Source organism: Shewanella sp. WXL01, assembly GCF_012263345.1.
In the GTDB taxonomy this organism is placed as follows: domain Bacteria; phylum Pseudomonadota; class Gammaproteobacteria; order Enterobacterales; family Shewanellaceae; genus Shewanella; species Shewanella maritima.
This window is the reverse complement of the sequence record NZ_JAAIKQ010000004.1, coordinates 162,888-183,409: the sequence shown is the minus strand read 5'-3', so window position 1 is coordinate 183,409 and position 20,522 is coordinate 162,888. Positions and strand designations below refer to the sequence as shown.

Below are 20,522 nucleotides of genomic sequence, written 5' to 3'. Positions count from 1 at the left end.
GCGGTTATACTTGAACTAACAAAGAAACAGTTAGACTAAAACATGCCAAAGCCTTTTTTCATTATTAGCTTACTTTTCATCAGCCTATACCATCTGCCAACTGCAATAACATCAGTTTTTGCTAACGAAGCAACTCCAACTGTCGGCCAAAGCAAATCGTATAGCTTCACCACGAGTAATAGCATCGAGCCATTTTTCTTTGCTCATCAACACCGAGGGATCCAATACGATCTGTTAGTTGCCGCGCTCAATCAAAAAGGCATTGAATTAGATCACATTGTATTCGCACCCAACCTAAGAGCTTTACGTCTTGTAAACACACAACAAATCGACTGTATTATTAACGCTCCTGCAGATGCAGATGGCCTCCACTTCACTCAAAGCTTAATTGAATATCAAAATGCCTTGTTTTACCTTACAAACTCTAAGCTTGAGGTTGCTTCAATTGAAGATCTATTAAGGTACTCATTGAGCGGATTTCAAAACGCCAAGAAGTTTCTTGGAGAAGAATATGAAAACATGGTGGCGCGGCACTCGAATTATGAAGAGCTCAGCAATCAGAAAGGCCAGGTTGTCATGTTGTTTAACGGCCATGTAGAGGCGATTGTGATGGAAGAGAAAATCTTTAAATACTACAGCAAACTATTAGTCGGGAAACTAGACACCAAGCAACTTGTCACTCAGACAAACCTCTTCAAGCCAGCCCCCAGGATTATCGGCTGCTACGACAGCGAAGTCGCCAAACAAATAGATGAGGCGATAACTTTGCTAAAAGCCACGCCTCAATACCAACAAATCTTACAAGCAGATTACTGAACTTGAATGGGCTTTTGCAGTAAGGCCATCCTATTGAGCTCGCATCGCGTTAAGCTTAGTTTGATAACGACTCTTAAACTCGTCATCTCGGGTTAAATCTAACGCTTTTGCCATATTCTTTTTGGCTAGCCTTTGCTCACCCGTTGCCCAATAGGCTCTTGAAAGCCCGAAATAAAACTCATGACGATAATCGGCTTTCGCCACAGCACGTTTATACCAGGTTAGCGCTTCATGATACTGCTTATCAAAGTATGCTTGCTGCGCCATGTCATAATAGTAAAAAGGATTATTGATCCTAGCGAGCTCCAACACTTTATGTACTTGATGCCACTCATCGAGTCTGTCTTGCTCACTTAGAATAAGCGCGAGGTTAAACAGGGTAGTCAGATCTTCCGGCTCCTGAGTTAATGCTGCGCGGTAAACGAGTTCTGCCTTATCATTCATACGCTTGTGGCGATAAATCACCGCTAAAGTATTTATAGAAGGAACATAACTGGCATCTTGACGTATAGCGGCTTTTGCTAGCGCATAGGCAAGGTCATAATCACCATCTACTAGCGCCTCTGCAGCCACATTGTTATAGTACATTGCAACTAAGGTTTGTTTATTAACCGTTGTCGCCTTGTAAGCCCTTACCGCCCGCTCAGGTAAAAAGTCCACCAAAACTTCATTTTCTGAAACCGAAATTCGATTAGCCTTTCTCACTGGCAATAAACGCAAATTCACGTGTCCGTTTACTAAATAAAAACCACCCCGTTTATCCCAAATGGGCTGAACTTCAATATCTTGGAATTTCACAGGGACATCAAATTGCTCTGCCAATGCGGCAGAAAGCACCACTAGTGACATGCAATTTCCCTGACGATTTAAGGCGGTTATTGACGCTTTGCGCGTATAGTGGTCACGATATTCAAACGCGCCCTCTTGGGCACCAACATACTCTGCTAGCCACTCGTTAGCGGAAAAATTAACTCCTTGTTTAAGCTTAGCACTGCGAAATTCAGAAGTGACTTGTGACTTGAAATCATTGGGTAGGCGAAAAATCTCTTCCACACTAGCAACACTCTGCTCCTCAAAGTGCTCGTCAAAGAATAGTGATTCAACATCCAGCTCTGGAGTAGATTTTGCAGTTGACTGACAACCAGAGAGTATGGCACTCGCTAACAGTAAAATGCTTATTGAAACCTTCGACGTTGCGCTAGTTATGTGACTGACTAATGTATCAATTAATGAATTGATTTGCTTACAAGCACCGTTTTTTAGACTTGTCATACCGCCTCCCTTATGAGAAAGCCTGACTTAAGCCTAGTCAACAATCCGATTTATCGCCAAAGGTTACGAGCAGCGCAGTAACACCAACTTTGTTACAGAAGATTAAATACGCCCGCTATTTTTAACGTGGCGACTCAACTTGAATTGGCGGGTCGACTTGTACGAAGTGGGTTATACCTTTGTATTCATAAGGCCGATAAAAGTTAAGCCCACAATGATAGTAACGGTAAGGGGTAACCACGGTAATGCAACCCACTGGTAATGATTGAATTATCTTGATTTGCTCTTGAAAACGGATAGATTCTTTCCATTGATGTAACTCACGAACATGGTCGCGAATAGCGAAAGCATCAAATGGCTCAGAGGATTTACGCACAACCACCTGGCCAGCATAAGCCTTGCTCATGCTCAAGGTCATTACCGCTAACGCGAGGCCAGCCAGCAGACCAAAGTGCTTACATAGCATCCCATATCCTCCTTTAAACCATCCTAGTGATTAAAAGTTAGCACAAGTATAGGGTAAATATAACCGCCTTCAGGTTTGTAGCGCGTGGTGAGCCAAAGCTCAGTTTGGTGGATAACGCCCTAAAAATCATCCAAGTGAAGAATGCACCTTCTGAAGAACACTAAAAATTACAGTTAAAGGCGACTCGGTGATAACCACCTATTGAAGTAGATGGATTAGGGGTTGAAAACAAAAACAGGGCTATCAATAGCCCTGTTTTCTATCATTTAAGTTTGAAGCGTTAGCCTAACTCGCACCTTTAATGCTTACAAACTCAGGGTACGCATCAATACCACAATCTGATGCATCCATACCTGTGTACTCTTCTTCTTCAGTAACACGGATACCCATGGTCACTTTTAGCACTAACCAAACTACCGTTGAAGCAGCGAACACCCAGCCAAAGATAACGGCTGCACCAAACAACTGACTGCCAAAGCTTGCATCAGCGTTTGATAGAGGTACAAGCATTAAACCTAGGAAACCAGCTACACCGTGAACAGAAATCGCACCCACTGGGTCATCAATCTTAATGCGATCAAAACCAATGATTGAGAATACAACCAGACCGCCAGCAACCACACCAATCACGCCAGCCATTGCTAAAGATGGAGATAGTGGGTCTGCAGTAATAGCAACAAGACCTGCCAGCGCCCCGTTTAGAATCATAGTTAGGTCTGCTTTACCCCAAACTACTTTACACACAATCAGCGCTGCTACTGCACCAAAGGCTGCTGCAGAGTTGGTGTTAACAAAGATTTTAGCCACTGCACTTGCGTTTTCAGCGTCAGAAACCAACAGCTGAGAACCACCATTAAAGCCAAACCAGCCCATCCATAGAATAAACATACCTAAGGTTGCCATTGGCAAGTTAGAGCCTGGAATTGGATTAACCTGACCATTTGGACCATATTTGCCTTTACGAGCACCTAACAGCAGTACACCTGAAATGGCTGCTGCCGCGCCCGCCATGTGCACGATACCAGAGCCTGCAAAGTCAACAAAACCAGCCTCAGCAACAAAACCACCGCCCCAAGTCCAGTAACCTTCAATTGGATAAATAACACCAGTCAGTACTACTGCAAATGCTAAGAAAGCCCAAAGCTTCATACGCTCTGCAACTGCACCAGATACGATAGACATTGCGGTTGCAACAAATACCACCTGGAAGAAGAAGTCAGACTCTAGAGCATGATCAGCGCCTTCAGCTTGCGTACCAATTAATGAGCCAAAGCTTGGTAAAATACCGCCTTCAGCGTTATCAACATACATAATGTTGTAACCTAGAATGAGATACATAATACAAGCGATTGAATAAAGACAAACGTTCTTAGTTAAGATTTCAGTGGTGTTTTTAGAGCGAACCAGACCCGCTTCTAGCATGGCGAAACCTGCCGCCATCCACATCACTAGTGCACCAGAAATTAAGAAATAAAACGTATCAAGGGCGAATCGTAACTCAGTTACGGTTAGGCCTAATTTTGTTAGTTCTTCCATTGCTTCCCCCTTAAAGCGCTTCGTTATCGTGCTCACCCGTACGAATACGGATAGCTTGTTCTAAATCAGTCACAAAAATCTTGCCGTCACCAATCTTGCCTGTATGTGCAGCCGACGTGATAGCTTCAACCAAGACATCTAGGTTTTCAGCCTTAGTCGCAATTTCTAATTTTACTTTTGGCAAAAAGTCGACCTGATATTCAGCACCACGATAAAGCTCTGTGTGCCCTTTTTGACGCCCAAAGCCTTTTACTTCAGTCACTGTCATACCCTCAATACCCATGCCTGCAATGGCTTCACGGACATCATCGAGTTTAAATGGCTTGATGATTGCGCTGACGAGTTTCATCCCGACCTCCAAAATTAAAATTGTTGTTTTAAATTTATATTCACACTTGGAGTCAACTATTCAATCATTAGACCAATTATGTAAATCCATAATAAATATGCAATTTTAATAATTCGCACTGATTTAGAACAAAACTGCAGCACCAATTGAGTGCATAAATTTTCAACAAATGTGATTTTTTGGTGCAAATCGAGAAGAAAACGGCTCATTGGGAACATCTGCACTGACTATGTGCACAGTGTAGGTAGTGAGCAGTCGGGTTTAGGACTGACTACACTCGAATAAACCATGAGTTTGGGGCTAAAAATTAAGGGTGTATTAAGAGGAAGTACTAAAAAGTAGGGCTGGCTTCCAAAAGGCTGTCTTATACCGATCAAGATAAATCAGATTTCAGAGGTTTCGCAGAAAAAGCGCCAAGAACAAAGCTGGAATAGCCGCGAGCGAACAACTCTACTCTCAACATGTTTAGCACAGTTACAAGCTATGTTAACAACTAAGAGTTAAACGGTAAGAGTGTTCAAATACATGTATTGGTTAACATTAAATGACACCCAATAAAAAGGCCCTCATGATGAGGGCCTCTTGGTAATCATAACGCTTTAAAATTTAAAGCTGTGATTACTTGTAAGTTGCTTCGCGTTTTTTAGCTTCCGCATCCCACTTAGGTAACATGTTCTTCTTGAACGCTTCTTTTTCAGCATTCATCTTCTTCATGTCCATACCAAGTGCAGCTTGTGCTTTCGCTTTGGTAGAGATATCAGGTAACGCAACTGGTTGCTTAACACCTTTAACAGCAAATAGCTGAGCTAGTTGTAGACGAGCGTTAGCCGCTTTATCGACTGCAGTGCCTAAGATGCGCAGCGCTTCGTCAGCTGCGTGAGCTGCAACACCGTGAGAAGCTGTTGCATAATCCCAGCGCCATTGAGCGTGACGGATATCCATAAGGATTGGCTTCATTTCTTTCTCAGTTGCACCAGCATCCCAAGCAGCTTTAGCTTCGAAGTGAGCGTGAACAAGTTGCTTTTCAGCACTTGCTTTAAGCTCAGCAACTTTGTGCTTGCGCTCTTCAGTCAGGTTAACCATGAACTCTTTGCTTTGAGTGTGACAAGATGCACAAGTCTCTTCGAAGCGGTCGAATGGGTTACCCACTTTATGGTCAGTAAACTTACCTTTACCGTTTGCTTTTGCAACACGTGGCATGTGACAGTCAGTACAAGTTACGTTGTTCTTACCGTGTACACCAAGCTTCCAAGTTTCATAACCAGGGTGCTGTGCTTTAAGCATTGGCGTTTTAGAAACTGCATGAGTCCAGTCAGTGAAGTCCATTGCGTCATAGTAGGCTTCCATCTGCTCAACAGTGGTACCCATATCCCAAGGGAACTTAACAAAACCTTTCTTATCAGCAGTCTTCTCGAAGTAGTACTCTACGTGACACTGAGCACAAACCATTGATTGCTTGTCTTTACGAGAAGCTTTATCAAATGGAGTGCCGATAGTTTCTAATGCACGCTCAGCAAAAGGGCGCGAAATGCGTAGTTTTGGTGAACCTTTAACGTGACAGTCAGCACAACCGATAGTGTTTACAATCTCAGCGCCGCCTTTAGCCCACTTACCAGAGAAGTAGCCATCTTCACCTTGCTCTTCGATTACGCGAGGTACGTCAGGGCTCTTACAGCTCCAACATGCCATTGGCATTGGGCCGTCTGTAGCATCTTTTGGTGCACCAGTACGTAATGTATTGCGGACATCTGCTACCGCATACATGTGACCACGTGGCGCATTGTAGTCTTTAGCGAAACCATAACCAGCCCATAAAACGACTAGCTCTGGTACTTCTTCAAGCATATCTACAATTTCTTCGCTTTCGCCAGTAGCGTGCCAAGATTCAAATTGTGCCGAATACTTCTTCTTATATACTTCACTTCTTGGCTCAGTCTTGTCGCTTGCATAAGCGCCTGAAGCCATAAGTGCTGCAGCAATCACTGCACTTAAAGCAGCTTTTTTTGCGTTCATCTTCATCATCACCGTTTCTCCGTGTTACATATTTTTATAACTAATAGCACGTCCATACACTGTCAAAATTATAGTTTTTCTAAGATTTTTATATACCCCTAAGGGGGTATAGCAGGCGAAACTTGCGCCAGATCAAAATGTAAACGTGTTGTAAATCACATTTTGACAAATCCTTTAACATTCACAAGCGAATGCTAATGTAAGTTACCGCATAAACTACTCTATTTTTGGGGCAAATTTAAGTAAACTCGAGGCGTTAAATTTGTTAATAAAGGCAGTTCATGATTAAACGCGGCAGTCTCACCTCAACTATTTTAGGGTTAATGTTAGTATTCATTTTGCTTTCTTCAAGTTTGGCGCTTTATGCCATCTTGAATTTGTCGATTAGCATTGGTGATGCAAAAGCCATTAACGCCTCAGGCTCATTGCGGATGCAGAGCTACCGACTCATGCTGGCTGCTCAAAACAAACCTGAAACAACCCCTGAAAAAATTATCTTTTTTGAACAAACTCTGCATTCTGAAGCACTGCAGCGCTCACTTAACTGGTATTCACCAGAACAGTTATCTGACCAATATTTGCTGGTAATCGAGCGCTGGCAAAGCATGAGAAAATTCATCGAGACAAAAGATTTAACCAGTTACCGTGACAGCTTAAAAGACTTTGTCGACACAATTGATACTTTGGTATTAAAGATGGAGCAGTTTGCCGCACTCAAACTGCGCTGGCTGGTCATCAGTCAAGTTAGTGGTTTGATATTAATGCTATTAATTGCAATCTTTGCAGTTTCATACACGCGAAAAAAAGTTGTAAAGCCACTAAAGCATTTAATGAACAGCGCTGAAACCATCTCTAAAGGTGTATTTGATGTTGATATGCCTAAAACGGAATACATTGAGCTTACGGCGTTAAGCCGCGCACTGAAAAAAATCACCACAGAACTATCGACTCTATACCGAGATCTTGAAGGTCAGGTCAATGAAAAAACCTTAGCGCTAACTCGTACCAACAACGAGCTCAATTTCTTGTATGACAGCTTAGTCAACCTGCACGCCGATCAACTTGAGTACAAGACGCTAAAAGAGTCACTTGACCAATTAAAACGGTTCGAGCGCATCTCACACTTACGCATTGTGATTGAACACACTGACGAGACCAGCGATGTCATTGAAGCGCAAGGCGGTTGGCCAGAAGATAACAACTATAAATCTGTGGCTTTCCCGCTAATGATTGACCAGAGACAACTTGGTCAACTTGAAGTGATTTCAGATAAGCGCCCAAACCATCAGTTATTTGAAAACTTCGCCTTGATGCTCACCCGCTCCATTACCATTCACAATGCCACCGAGGAACGTCAGCAGTTGGCGTTAATGGAAGAGCGCGCAGTGATTGCACGAGAACTGCATGACTCATTAGGACAACTGCTGTCATTTTTGAAAATTCAGGTTAACTTGCTGACAAAATCGTTAAAGCGCCACGGCATGAACGAAGAGGTTGAAAAGCAAATTAACGAAATTAACTCTGGCGTAAGCACGGCATACAGCCAATTACGAGAGCTGTTATCAACATTCAGGCTCACCATTAAAGAACCCGATCTTAAACACGGTATTGAGGTCATGCTTGAACAGCTAAAAAGTCAAACCAAGGCAGACATCGAACTGGATTACAAACTGCCGCCACATTTGATGCAAGCTAAACAGCACATTCATATCTTGCAGATCACTCGTGAAGCCACGCTTAATGCAATTAAGCACGCCAACGCGAGTGAAATCGTCATTCGTTGTCATGTAGATGACAAAGGCAATCCAAACATTTCTATCTGTGATAACGGCAAAGGCATCGAGCATATTAAAGAGCGAGATCAGCACTTTGGCATCGGGATCATGCATGAAAGAGCAAACAAACTTAACGGTAAGGTCAACTTTCATAGTAATATGGAAGGAGGTACAACCGTGAATCTTAGTTTTCCACCGCAGCAGGAGCCACTAAATGGGTAAACCATATTCAGTGTTGGTCGTCGATGACCACCCTTTACTTCGCCGAGGTATTTGTGAACTTATCTCATCCGACGAAGATTTCAACTTGTTCGGAGAAGCAGGCAGCGGGTTAGATGCGCTTAATATGTTGCAAGACAACGAGCCAGATATTGTGCTGCTCGACCTAAACATGAAAGGTATGTCGGGCCTTGATACCCTAAATGCACTACGTCAAGAAGGCGTAACAGCAAGAATTGTGATCCTGACTGTGTCTGACGCCAAACAAGATGTCATCCGCCTACTTAGAGCAGGTGCAGACGGTTACCTACTTAAAGATACAGAGCCGGATCTATTACTTGAGCAACTTAAGAAAGCCATGCTTGGTCATCGCGTAGTCAGCGATACAGTTGAAGAGTATATTTACGAGCTGAAAAACGCGTCAGAAGATGAGCAATGGATTGAAAGCTTAACGCCAAGAGAGCTGCAAATTCTTAAAGAGCTGGCAGAAGGTAAGAGTAACCGCGTAATTTCAGAGGACCTGCACATCAGTGAAGGCACGGTAAAAGTTCATGTGAAGAACTTACTGCGCAAAGCAAACGCTAAGTCTCGTACTGAAATGGCTGTGCGTTACTTGAATCACTAAAGTTCGCGCAACATTGGCTAAGGCTCTTAGCTAAGAACACTAACTAAACTCATACTAAAAAACCGCCTTGCATGGCGGTTTTTTTTAACTATAAGCTAGTAGATGTTTAGCAGTTACTCTTGTTCAATAAATGCTTGCCAGCTCAAAAGCACTTGTTCAAAATCTTCCAGTCCACAAAAAGATTCAGACTCAGCGTTGTAAAGTGACATCGACTCTTGAAGTTCAAGCTCCTCATCTTGAGCCATCACATTGGCGAAAACTCGTACCTGCTCTCGGTCTAAATCAATAGTGAGATCACCACCAACATGCCGCCAATGCTCAAGCGAGCCTGATTGCAGTAATAATACCTGAGCTAAAACGTGCTTGATTAAAGCCACGTCACTGCCTAGCTCCTCACTAAACCAGCGCCCTAATACCACGTGCTCCATGCTAAATTCCGCGAAGACAGTCCCTTCTAAGCGATTACGACGAAACTCATACTCCATGATATATCCAAGCTTAATGTTTTTGATTAAAAGCTGTTAACCGAACTCGTGATTAACCAATACTGTCATTGTAATCCAAATCTACGACACGCGCTAAAAGTCAGTCATTCGACTGTTAACTTATTGCTATTTAATGGGATCAAAAAAGGGCGCTAAGCGCCCTTCATTTAGTAGTAAAGCTCGACTCAATTTAAGCTAATCGAGCTCTCACTAATTACTGCTCAGCCGGTACTTCAGGCTTAGCAACAGAGATTAGCTCAACTTCGAAAACAAGTGTTGAGTTTGGTGGGATAGAGCCACTACCAGTCTCGCCATAAGCAAGCTCTGATGGGATGGTGAACTTATACTTAGCACCAGGTGACATTAACTGTACACCTTCAGTCCAACCAGGAATGACACGAGTAAGTGGGAACTTAGCAGTCTGGTTGCGAGAGTATGAGCTATCAAACTCAGTACCATCAATTAACGTACCACGATAGTGAACTTCAACAGTATCTTCTGCGTTCGGCTTATCACCTTCACCAGCTACTAACACTTCGTATTGAAGGCCAGATTCAGTCACTGTTACGCCTTCTTTAGCCTTGTTTTCTTCAAGGTACTTTTGGCTTTCTTCAACAGTTTTTGCAGCTAGCTCTTGTGCTTTAGCTTGACGCTTTTCGTTTAGCTTTTGATCAAGCGCTTGTAACACAGTTTGCATTTCTTCTTCGGTCAGCTTCATTTCGTCGTTCAAACCGTGCTCAAAACCTTTAACAATCAGCTTGCGATCAATAGGCATACCAAGCTCTTCTTGCTCTTTGATATGACCAGAAATGTACTTACCAATTGAGCCACCTACGCTGTAAGCTTCTTTTTGAGCTTCTGTTGTTAACTCTAGTTTAGCTTCAACAGGCTTAGCCGCTTGCTCTTGGTTACACGCACTTAAACCAACAACGGCCAATGCTACTAGCGATAGTTTATAAAAAGGTTTCATTAAAGCTTCCTCAGCAATTAATAGGGTTACTATTTGTTCATACCTCAAATAAATGAGCTATTTAAGTGAAATGTTAATCAGCCACTTTATACTAACTATCAGGCTTATACCAATACGCAATCATTAATATTTGCTAAGGTAAGGGTCCTAAACAACAAGCAGTTTGATTTAATAACTATTTCCAACAAGATAGCTATAGGACACCAACTTGAGGAGCAAGTTCATGCCACGCATTCTTTTGCTTATTTGTTGTGCACTCACACTTATGGCTTGCCAACCCAAGACTAAAGAATTTCAAGCCATCACCACAGATGCTGTCTACAATGCCGACCTATCCCAAGACGCACAATTGCTTTTAATTAGCACGGCAAACACCGGTTTACAGCTGTGGGATCTCAAACAAAAAAGCCCTCGCTACAACTGGAATCACGGTCAAGAGAACCAGGCTAACGACGTTATTGACGTAGCAATTTCGCCGAACAACCAATTTGCAGCATCCATGACCAAAGACTCACTAGTTATTTGGCAGATAAACGACGGACAAGCCGTTGGGTGGTGGAGCCTACCTGCAACAGCACGCAGCATCACTATTGCAGACAATGGCCATACCTTAGTTGGTTTGAGCAATGGCTCAGTCATGTCGCTGTCAGTTGTGCAAAATAAACTGATTGAGTTTTTAGGTCATCAGGAAAAAATCAATAGTGTCGCAATTAATGCCGCTGGCACCCTTGCCCTTAGTGGCGGTAATGATGGCAAAGTGATTTTATGGGAAACCCAAACAGGACAACCCCTACAGGAGTGGCAGCTAGACTCTCGCATCACTAAAGTGCTACTAAATAACGCCGGTACTCGCAGTTTTGCCAGCGACATCACAGGCAATGCCAATATATGGCAATCAGGTGATGGTAAAAAAATATCTTCCTTGGATATTAAGCGCAGACAAATCAACTTTAGTGCCGCTAAATTTGTCAGTAACGATAGCCAGTTACTGACAGGAACACCCGCTAAAGATGTGATGCTATGGGACAGCCAAACTGGTCAACTGCTAGGCAAATGGCAAGCTCAAGTGACTAAAACCACGAAAAACCGAGGCGCTGTAGTATACTCTGTAGCAATGACTCAGCCCGACAAAATAATCAGCTTTAGTAGCAAGGGCTTACTGGAAACATTCTCTCCTAAGTAACGGTTTTACATAGAAAGCCGCACAACAGAGACACACTGCACAGACAATAGAGCGCTATTTTTGAGGTAAGCATGCAACAACTGTGGGACAAGCTAGAAGATTTAGAAAGTAAAATCGCCTTCCAAGATATGACCATTGAAGAATTAAATCAGGAAGTGATTAAGCTTAACGAGCTAGTGGCAACGCAGCAGCGCCAATTGGTGCTGCTAGTCGATAAACTAAAATCGATGGAACCAAGCAACATTGCCACTCAAGCAGAAGAAACACCGCCACCGCATTATTAAAAATGCTAGTGATGCGGGGTAATATGCTCTGCTGTATTGTTAGCCACTATTTTATTAGCTATTTTTTCGCCCACCCAATTGCCATAAGGACTATTAATGAGACAACTGCTGCAAGTGTGCTTAGCCTGTTTGACGCTAAGTGGCTGTGCCTTCAACAGTATCTTTATTAGTTATCCGTTGCAGATAGCACCATACAAGGCACAGCTAAGTAATGACCAAGCAAGCTCCCAATTGGCCGAGCTTGCCGAAAATATCGACACTAATGACGGCCTTTTGTATGCACAAGAGTCTGGGCGCATCGCGCAAATTTATGGCGATTTTGAGTCCAGTAAGACTTACTATGAGCGCGCAATTTCGGCTTATCGTGATTTTGACGACAGAGCCACCATCAGCGCCAGCGATGTAGGTGCGACTGCCAGTAGTATCATTCTCAACGATAACGCCATTCCCTATCGCGGCCCAGGCTATGAGCGTATCATGCTGCATCAGTACCAGGCGCTTAACTATTTGTTAATGGGCGATCCACAAGGCGCATTAGTTGAGGTACGCCGAAGCAATCAACTACAGGCCAGTGAGCAAAGCCGTTACCAAAAATCACAAGACTCAGTCAAAGCAATGGCAAACGGGACGGTCAATGCTGAGATGAAAAAGCTAAGCCGTGCTTCTGGTACGGTGACAAGTTCATTCTTAAATGCCTACAGCTACTACACCACTGGTCTGCTGCACGAGCTTTTAGGCGAGCCAAACGATGCCTTTATTGACTACCGCAAGGCAGCGCAGATCTCCCCTGATAACCAGTTTTTGCAACAAGATTTGGTGCGCCTAGCAAAACAAATGTCGATGCCACAATACGACGAATTTAAAAAACGCTGGGGCGAAGCGAAGCTGCCTAAGGCTGGCCAAGGGCAGGTCATTTTTATGGTTGAGCGTGGCTTTGCGCCAGTAAAAGATAGCCTAACAGTCCCTTTTACTATCGATGGAAACTTTCAAACCGCATCGATTCCTACTTACAAGCCTCGCTCTGCGCCAACAAGCAAAACTGCAATTAGTGGACTAGGTACAGTGCTACGCGCAGACACCATCGCCAATATTGATGCCCTAGCTTATAACGCGCTAAAAGAAGAGCTTCCAGCGATACTTTTACGTCAAGCAGCGCGCGTAGCAGCCAAAGCGGAAATGAACGCTCGCGCAAACCCTGATGGCAAACGCTACAATCAAACTTCTGATGCCGGTGCGATTGCCATGCAAATTTTTAATGTGATTTCAGAGCAAGCCGATCGCCGTAGTTGGTTAACTCTGCCACAACAAGCACAAATAGCGCGTCAATTTGTTGATGCTGGCGAATATCAAGTGCAGGTTGCCAATGCACCAGCGACAGTTGTCAAAGTACAACCCAGCCGAGCAACATTAATTTGGGTTATAGAGACTGGCAATCATACCCGTTTTTATTCGATAATCATCTGATCTAAATGTTTGCTGATTATCACTTTGGTTATTTAGCGTTTGCCGAATAGCCTAATGCAATTAAACTTTGCAATTAACTTAGCCAATTGAATCACCAATGGAATTTATTATGAAACACATGAAAGTCATATTTGTTTTAGCCGCTGTAATAGGCCTAAGTGCGTGTCAATCGAAAGTGGAATACGGTGATGCAACTGAAGTTGAAACAGTAAATGAGAACTTTGGTTCAACTGATCTTCAAGCCATCTCAGCAAAGATGGTTGATAGCATGCTGACCTTCCCACCAATTGTGGCGATTACGCAAAACGAACGCCCAATTATCTTTGTTGATAAAATTAAAAACAAAACTTCAGAGCACATTGATACTGAATCAATCACTGACACCGTCAGCACTAAGCTGCTACGCTCTGGTAAGTTCCGCTTCATCGACATGAGCAAGGTTGAATCAGTACGTAAACAATTGGACTACCAGAACAACTCAGGCATGGTTGACCCAAGCACAGCGATTCAGTTTGGTCGTCAAATTGGTGCCCAATACATGCTATACGGCAACCTATCTAGCATCGTAAAAGAAGCGGGCAGCACCAAAGATGTGTACTACAAAATGACCATGCGTTTGATGGACTTAGAAACAGGCCTGATTGAATGGCAGGATGAGAAAGAAATCCGCAAAGGTAAATCTAAATCACTGTTTGGCCTATAACGCCCGTTAATCTTATAGCGAGCTAAAAAGATTGCTAAAAAGTCGGCCTATGCCGGCTTTTTTTATGTTAATTTGAGGCACTCGAGAAAGAAGCAAAACCAGATAAAAGAGCAAAGCTAAACCAGATGAAAGAGCAAAAGCCTTTCATCGCAGCATTACTAATCAGGACGAAAGCCGTGACGCGCCCTAATAATGATAATAATACGCATCGCCAGCAGCACACATATTGCCAATCAAGCCAACAGCCAATGACGGCTAACATCCTTAAGCGCCTATCGATTACAGCAAGCCTTTGTTTTGCCGCTAGCTTACTAACTGCCTGTCAGGCGACCCAGCCAACGTCACTGCTTGAGCGTGACCAAAGCGCCAACATTACCCAAATACAGGCCACGGCGCGCTCAGAGGTAATTAGTAATGTAAGCTACGATTTAACCTTTGATATCACTAACGAAGCGCGCTTTAGCGCAAGCTCCAAAATTAACTTTGACCTTACCCATACAGACACGCCACTCACTCTGGATTTAACTCAGGCGCAAATCGAATCTTTTGTGATTAACGGCAAGCGCATTTACCCTAACTACAATGGTGCCTACTTCAAACTCAACACTGGCTTACTAAACAGTGGCAGCAACAGCATTGAAGTCACATTCAATCGCGCTTACAACACCAAGGCTGAAGGTCTGCAGCGTTTTGTTGATCCTGTTGATGGTAAAGTTTATCTGTACTCCCACTTTGCACCAGCTGCCGCGCAGCAAATGTTTGCGGTATTTGACCAGCCCGATCTTAAAGCACAATTTACCCTTAGCGTAAATGCGCCCAAAGACTGGCAGGTGGTCAGCACCATGCGCAAAACTCAGGTAATTGATAATGGCAGCAGCAATACCTGGGTATTCCCACAATCGCCAAAGCTGAGCCCGCATAACTTTTCGATGCATGCCGGTCCTTATCACATCTGGCAGGACAGCAGCGGCAAATACCCAATACGCCTATTCGCCCGCCAGTCGGTTGCAGAGCACGTACCGCATCAAGACTGGTTTGCGTATACCAAACAAGGACTAGCGTTTTTTGACGACTATTTCGCTATTGAATACCCGTTTAAAAAGTACGATCAGGTTTTAGTACCAGATTTACCCTCTGATACAACAAACAAAGGCGCGATAAAAAACGCGGCGGTCACCACCTTTGCGGAAGAACATTTCTTACATCAAGGGCAAATGACCAACACCCAAAAGCAAAGTCTTGCTGGCGCAATTATGCAAGGGGTGACACAGCAATGGTTTGGCAACCTCGTCACCATGAAGTGGTGGAATGGATTATGGCTTAATGAGTCCTTTGCCTCATTCATGGGCACGCTAGCACTGAGCGAAAACGCCGAGTTTAGCAATGTCTGGCGCAGCTTTTATGCTACTGACAAACAAAGCGCGTACTTTAAAGACAGTCTAGTAACCACTCACCCAATAGAAATGCCAGCGCCAGCGAGCTTTAACGCGTTTGATAACATAGATGCAATTACCAATCAAAAAGGTGCATCTGTACTCAAACAATTAAGGTACTTGCTGGGCGATGAAACATTCCGCCAGGGTGTAAACTACTATCTAAGCCAATTTAGCTACCAAAACGCTACCCTAGATGACTTCATCAACAGCCTGGCAACCGTTGCTAAGCGCGATTTAAGTCAGTGGACACAAGACTGGCTATATCATGCTGGCACTAACACCATTAGCGCTGAATACGTTTGTGGCAATGGTAAAATTAGCGAATTCAATCTACTACAGTACGCCGCAAGTGATGAGTTACCAACGCTCAGAGAACAAAAAGTGCAAGTGGGTTTGTTTAATCAGCATCGACACGGAATTGATAAAGAAAAGCTCATCACAGTCACCTACCAAGGTGAGAGCACTTCAGTACCAGAGCTTATAGGCACTAGCTGCCCTGATTTAGTTTATCCAAATATCAACGACTGGGGGGTTGTCAAAGTCGCCCTAGATAAGCGCTCGTTTAACACAGCAACTGCGCAGCTAAGCAATATCAAAGATCCATTATTACGCTCTATGCTGTGGCAAAGCATGTGGGACAGTGTGATTGACGGCAATATTGGTATCGACCGCTACATTAATGTCGCCATGGTCAACGTACCACTTGAGACTGACTACAGTATTCTCAGCCAGGTGATTGCCAACCTAAAACAAGCAAAAATCTATCTCGATAGAATGACGCCCAGTCACAAAGCGTATAGCGCCAAAGTGACCAAAGCGCTAGGGCAAATGAGCCTGCGCATGGTAATGCAGAACAAGTCTGATAGTGATCTTCAACGCCGCTGGTTTAATGCTTACATTCAGTTCGCCCAATACAGTCAAGCGTTGGACCATTTAGATGACTTACTGCGTGGCCATACGCAAATTGCTGGAATAGAGCTAGATCAGACTACTCGCTGGCAAATCATTAAACAGTTAAATCGATTTGCTACTCCAACAAGCAAGCGCTGGCTCGCTCAAGAGCGTAGACAAGATAATTCGGCTGCTGGACAAGAAGCAGCAATTGCTGCCGAGGTTAGTCGCCCAGATGCCAATGCCAAACGCCAATGGTTAGCCCGAATTAAGCACGACAATAGCTTAAGCTTTGCCAAAAAACGTATTGCGATGAATGCGCTATACCCTAGTGAGCAAAAGCACTTTAGTCAGGCGACAGCAGAGCAAAGATTAGATGAGCTAAATGAGTTTGAGCAAAAAGGTATCGTGTTTATGCGTAGCTTCAATCAAAGCTTAATCCCACTGACCTGTAGCTCAGACAACATTGAGCGACTTACTCAAGCCATTAATCACTCCCAAGAGTTGAGCGCAATGACAGTGCGAGCACTGCGTGAGGCAAGACAGGAAGAACACCGCTGTATCGATATGAAAGCTAAGCTGCAACCTTAGGTCATCGCTATTAGTTTTACGGCGTATGACTGAAGGGCTTTCTTAAAGGATCTTAATTAATAGCGCTTGATTAAAGGCACTGGAGGACAGCGGCGTTGTGAAAGGCTATTGGTGCAAACGCTAGCGCCTAAGCTCAAAAGTCATCATCACCGGAGCGTGATCGGTACTGTCTTTATCACGCTCATAATCTGGCTTAATCAAATGACGATCAAAGGTTTGATAATCCACCACCTGAGCAAGATTTTGCAGCGCAGCAGGATTAAACTCGCTCGACACTAAAATGTAATCTAACACCGAGCCGACATTACCGTAGTAGTGCGTTGCACTGCGCTGGGAAGCACTATGTGACTCAAGCTGATTAAGCTCATCAAGGCTAGTTTCAAACTCATCCTGCGCCAGAGTTTTATTACATCTCGCTCCTTGGAAATGCAGCTCGTAACTATCAAACACCGCAAACTGCTGCAGACTCGCTTTAAGCTCGGTATCTGACTGTTTAGCAAGGTTTGCATCACTAATATCACTGCGGAAAATTCGCTGCGATTGCCGAAAAGCCGAAAACAAATCACTGGCCAGCTTGTCGTTAAAATCGCCCATCAATACATACGGATTTGTCGACTCAAAACGGCGTGCGAGCATGGCATAATAAAGCGCTGTTGCCTCACTGCCACGCTGCAGGCTTGCGCCCCATTTCCCAAGTACTTGTTTAGCAACAAACTCCGCAGCACCAGTCATCGAACTTCGATATTCGAGGTTATCATCTAATTGATTCCGCTTAGATTTAAAGTGGATAACATAGCAATCAAGCGCGCCAAATTCTGGCAGTTCAACCGTTGCCCTGAGTGGTTTGCGACTAAAGCCAAAATCACGGCTTAATCCCATTAGCTCGCAGGCATCCTTATCAATACCAACCTCGCCAAAGTCAGTGATAGGAAAGCGCGATGCAAACGCCACCACAGGGTTTTTGTAGGTGTAATCATTGACCAATGTTGGCTCATCAATTACTGCAAAATGTGGGTAACCATTGTCTTTTGCCCAGGCTGCTAACGCCTGCGGGCTAAACACTTCTTGAAAGCCAATCATGTCTGGGTTTGCTGACGTTACCCAATCAGAGAACCAGGCTAACTTACCCTGCCACTGCGCTTGGGTATAAATGTTTTCAAAGTCATAAAACGCTGCCGGTGGCTCAATAAAATTAAACAGATTAATACTGGCAACACGGTATCGCTTAGCTGACTGATTCAAACTAGAGTGCGGCAAGGTTATTCCCTTCAACAACATAAAAAAGTTACAAAATACAAGTAACAAAAATCAAGTAACCAAAACCTGATAACAATAAACCAAACAACAAAAAGCTGTATTAAACAAAGGCGATAATCAACAAATTTCAGCAAGTTCAAGTTTATCACAAGCGACTCATTGCTAAGGTTTTTTATTAACTTCAATACGGCCTAATTAACACCTAGATCGAACAAGTATGTAGATTTTTTGAACTTTTCAAAAAACCAAGGCGTATAGATTCCTCGACGATTTTCAACCAATGGCTCCAATAAAGCCTTTAAGAGGAATTATCCCATGAAACGGATTTACCCAATTGCACTAGCTGCTTCACTTATCGCGCTTGCAGGTTGTAGCGATGACGACAACGACGTAATTACAATTGAACAAGACGAACCGCAGACAATGGCATATGTAAGAGTCATCCATGCCAGTAGCGACGCACCAAAGGTCAATGTAAACGTCAATGGTAGTCAATTACTTACAGATGTCGATTACGCTATGTCGAGTGGACTTATCCAAGTCGACACAGCATCTTATGATATTGACGTAGACGCGATTCTTGCTGACGGAACCACGGCAACGGTACTTGAGACTAATCTAAGTACAGAAGCGGATATGGAATACACCGCCGTCGCTGTTGGTAGTGTGGCAGAAGAAACTTTAGCGTTAAAACTAATCGCTAACCCAATGGCAGCCATCGCTAGCGGTTATGCTCGCGTGCAAGTGCTTCACGCCGCGGCAGATGTCGGTCTTGTCGACATTTACGTAACTGAGCCAGGTGCAGATATCGACATGATGTCGCCAACACTCAGCGCTAACTACATGGACAATAGCGAACAATTAGAGCTAGCAACGGGTGACTATCAAATCCGTATCACGGCTTCAGGCATGAAAGATGTAGTTTACGACTCTGGCACTATTACTCTTGGTGATATGACAGATTATCTCGTCAGTGCCATCACCAATACCTGGTCAGGTGATGCACCAGTAGCCCTGCACATCGCATTAGTTGAAGGCCAAGTTATTGTGAACGATGCAAACAGCGGCGCTGATTTACGTGTTATTCACGCGGTTGCTGATGCGCCTGAAGTTGACGTATTTTTAGATGACGCGACCTCTCCAGCGGTTGATATGTTGGCGTTCAAAGCGTTCACTCCATATGTGAATATCCCAGAGGGCATGCACACAGTGACAGTTGCAGCCGACGCCGACAATAGCGTAGTGGTCATCGATAAAGCGCCAATCGAGCCGATGATTGGCATGAGCTACAGCGCCTTTGCAGTTGGCTCACTGTCTGATGACATGATTGAACCGCTAGTGCTGATGGAAGACACTCGCCGCGTTGCTACTGAAGCTAAACTTAATGTACTTCATAGTGCTTACAGCGCACCGGAAGTCGATATTTACCTAACAGATTCAGCTGACATTTCAGAGGCGACACCAGCGCTAACCTCAGTACCTTTTAAAACGGCGTCAGGTAGCCTTTCAATTGCACCGGGCAACTACACGATTTCAGTCGCCGTTGCCGGCACTAAAACAGTCGCAATTGGTCCACTTGATGTCACGCTTGAAGCTGGCGGCATTTATGGTGTTGCAGCGGTTGATAACATGGGAGGTGGTGCACCATTTGGTGTGATCTTGCTTGATGACTTTAACGCTGAGATGTAGCCCTAGGAGACTTTTGTAAAGTTCCCTGCTGATGATTATTCAATTTGAACCTTGAGTTAATTTGTTTTGGCGATTGGTATTAGTTTTACTTGATCTCAATGTTAAGTACAAACGTAATAAGTTTTGTTCGCACAGTACTTTTGGTTGTACTTGTCATTAAAGGCAAACTAATACCTCGCTCTGAGCAGACGTCATTAATCATCACCTTTGTGCTTGCCCACCCAGCAAGCACTTTTTTATGTCTGAATGAAACTGGCATTAATTGAAAAAGAGGTACATTCATGAATCCAGTCCACCCTAAAAAACTTCTCAATAGTAAATGGACCGCTTCTACACCGGTTAACAAACTCAAACACTTCAGTGTTTGTCAGGTTGAATATGACGAAGACCAAAAAGTCAGCTTGTGTATATTGCGTGCAGAGTATAACGCTGAAGAATTAGCAATTGATTGGAGACAACTAAAAGACCCAACCTTATGGCGTCAAGGTTGGGTTTAAG

Annotated in this window: 18 protein-coding genes; 10 read left to right on the top strand and 8 right to left on the bottom strand. The window is 43.9% G+C overall.

What is annotated here, in order from left to right:
• Positions 1–42: 42 nt before the first annotated feature.
• Positions 43–816 (top strand): ABC transporter substrate-binding protein, encoded by a 774-nt coding sequence (locus G3R49_RS12275; RefSeq protein ID WP_167869842.1) that lies wholly within the window; start codon positions 43–45, stop codon positions 814–816.
• Between the two features lie 30 nt (positions 817–846).
• Here the strand turns inward: G3R49_RS12275 and G3R49_RS12270 are convergent, their stop codons facing one another.
• The 5 genes from G3R49_RS12270 to nrfA form a co-directional block, all read right to left on the bottom strand.
• Positions 847–2,088 (bottom strand): hypothetical protein, encoded by a 1,242-nt coding sequence (locus tag G3R49_RS12270; RefSeq protein WP_167869841.1) that lies wholly within the window; start codon positions 2,086–2,088, stop codon positions 847–849.
• Between the two features lie 121 nt (positions 2,089–2,209).
• Positions 2,210–2,554 carry a hypothetical protein gene (locus G3R49_RS12265; RefSeq protein WP_167869840.1) on the bottom strand — a complete coding sequence of 115 codons (345 nt, stop codon included), beginning with the start codon at positions 2,552–2,554 and terminating at the stop codon, positions 2,210–2,212.
• Positions 2,555–2,839: 285 nt separating this feature from the next.
• Positions 2,840–4,090 (bottom strand): ammonium transporter, encoded by a 1,251-nt coding sequence (locus tag G3R49_RS12260; RefSeq protein ID WP_130600935.1) that lies wholly within the window; start codon positions 4,088–4,090, stop codon positions 2,840–2,842.
• Between the two features lie 10 nt (positions 4,091–4,100).
• Complete coding sequence (locus G3R49_RS12255) at positions 4,101–4,439, bottom strand: P-II family nitrogen regulator (RefSeq protein ID WP_130600933.1); 339 nt, start codon at positions 4,437–4,439, stop codon at positions 4,101–4,103.
• A 618-nt stretch (positions 4,440–5,057) separates the two neighbouring features.
• The gene (nrfA, locus tag G3R49_RS12250; RefSeq protein ID WP_130600931.1) at positions 5,058–6,464 is read right to left on the bottom strand and encodes an ammonia-forming nitrite reductase cytochrome c552 subunit; all 1,407 of its coding nucleotides are present in this window, start codon (positions 6,462–6,464) and stop codon (positions 5,058–5,060) included.
• Between the two features lie 269 nt (positions 6,465–6,733).
• Between nrfA and narQ the strand changes: the two genes are divergently transcribed.
• A complete protein-coding gene (gene narQ / locus G3R49_RS12245) occupies positions 6,734–8,449 on the top strand; it encodes a nitrate/nitrite two-component system sensor histidine kinase NarQ (RefSeq protein ID WP_167869839.1) in 1,716 nt (571 codons plus the stop codon).
• Positions 8,442–9,071, top strand: coding sequence for a response regulator (locus G3R49_RS12240; RefSeq protein WP_130600929.1), 630 nt, complete (start codon positions 8,442–8,444; stop codon positions 9,069–9,071). The genes narQ and G3R49_RS12240 overlap by 8 nt, the downstream gene beginning before the upstream one ends.
• Before the next feature lie 113 nt (positions 9,072–9,184).
• Here the strand turns inward: G3R49_RS12240 and G3R49_RS12235 are convergent, their stop codons facing one another.
• Positions 9,185–9,556 carry a YacL family protein gene (locus tag G3R49_RS12235; RefSeq protein ID WP_167869838.1) on the bottom strand — a complete coding sequence of 124 codons (372 nt, stop codon included), beginning with the start codon at positions 9,554–9,556 and terminating at the stop codon, positions 9,185–9,187.
• Positions 9,557–9,770: 214 nt separating this feature from the next.
• Positions 9,771–10,526, bottom strand: a complete 756-nt coding sequence (gene fkpA, locus G3R49_RS12230) for an FKBP-type peptidyl-prolyl cis-trans isomerase (protein WP_130600925.1) — start codon at positions 10,524–10,526, stop codon at positions 9,771–9,773.
• 223 nt (positions 10,527–10,749) lie between these two features.
• Here fkpA and G3R49_RS12225 point away from each other — a divergent pair, with 223 nt between their 5' ends.
• From G3R49_RS12225 to pepN, 5 genes are all read left to right on the top strand, one after another.
• The gene (locus tag G3R49_RS12225) at positions 10,750–11,709 is read left to right on the top strand and encodes a WD40 repeat domain-containing protein (protein WP_167869837.1); all 960 of its coding nucleotides are present in this window, start codon (positions 10,750–10,752) and stop codon (positions 11,707–11,709) included.
• A 71-nt stretch (positions 11,710–11,780) separates the two neighbouring features.
• Complete coding sequence (locus G3R49_RS12220) at positions 11,781–11,993, top strand: SlyX family protein (protein ID WP_167869836.1); 213 nt, start codon at positions 11,781–11,783, stop codon at positions 11,991–11,993.
• A 96-nt stretch (positions 11,994–12,089) separates the two neighbouring features.
• Positions 12,090–13,457, top strand: a complete 1,368-nt coding sequence (locus tag G3R49_RS12215) for a COG3014 family protein (protein WP_167869835.1) — start codon at positions 12,090–12,092, stop codon at positions 13,455–13,457.
• Between the two features lie 109 nt (positions 13,458–13,566).
• The gene (lpoB, locus tag G3R49_RS12210; protein ID WP_165399019.1) at positions 13,567–14,160 is read left to right on the top strand and encodes a penicillin-binding protein activator LpoB; all 594 of its coding nucleotides are present in this window, start codon (positions 13,567–13,569) and stop codon (positions 14,158–14,160) included.
• A gap of 176 nt (positions 14,161–14,336) precedes the next feature.
• Positions 14,337–17,078 (top strand): aminopeptidase N, encoded by a 2,742-nt coding sequence (gene pepN, locus G3R49_RS12205; protein ID WP_348633927.1) that lies wholly within the window; start codon positions 14,337–14,339, stop codon positions 17,076–17,078.
• 120 nt (positions 17,079–17,198) lie between these two features.
• On the opposite strand, the gene G3R49_RS12200 is transcribed toward pepN, so the two are convergent.
• On the bottom strand, positions 17,199–18,335 hold the full coding sequence (locus G3R49_RS12200; protein WP_245335357.1) for an endonuclease/exonuclease/phosphatase family protein: 1,137 nt from the start codon (positions 18,333–18,335) through the stop codon (positions 17,199–17,201).
• Between the two features lie 315 nt (positions 18,336–18,650).
• Here G3R49_RS12200 and G3R49_RS12195 point away from each other — a divergent pair, with 315 nt between their 5' ends.
• Positions 18,651–20,024, top strand: a complete 1,374-nt coding sequence (locus G3R49_RS12195) for a DUF4397 domain-containing protein (RefSeq protein ID WP_167869833.1) — start codon at positions 18,651–18,653, stop codon at positions 20,022–20,024.
• Positions 20,025–20,305: 281 nt separating this feature from the next.
• Complete coding sequence (locus tag G3R49_RS12190; protein WP_167869832.1) at positions 20,306–20,521, top strand: TIGR02450 family Trp-rich protein; 216 nt, start codon at positions 20,306–20,308, stop codon at positions 20,519–20,521.
• Position 20,522: the final 1 nt, after the last annotated feature.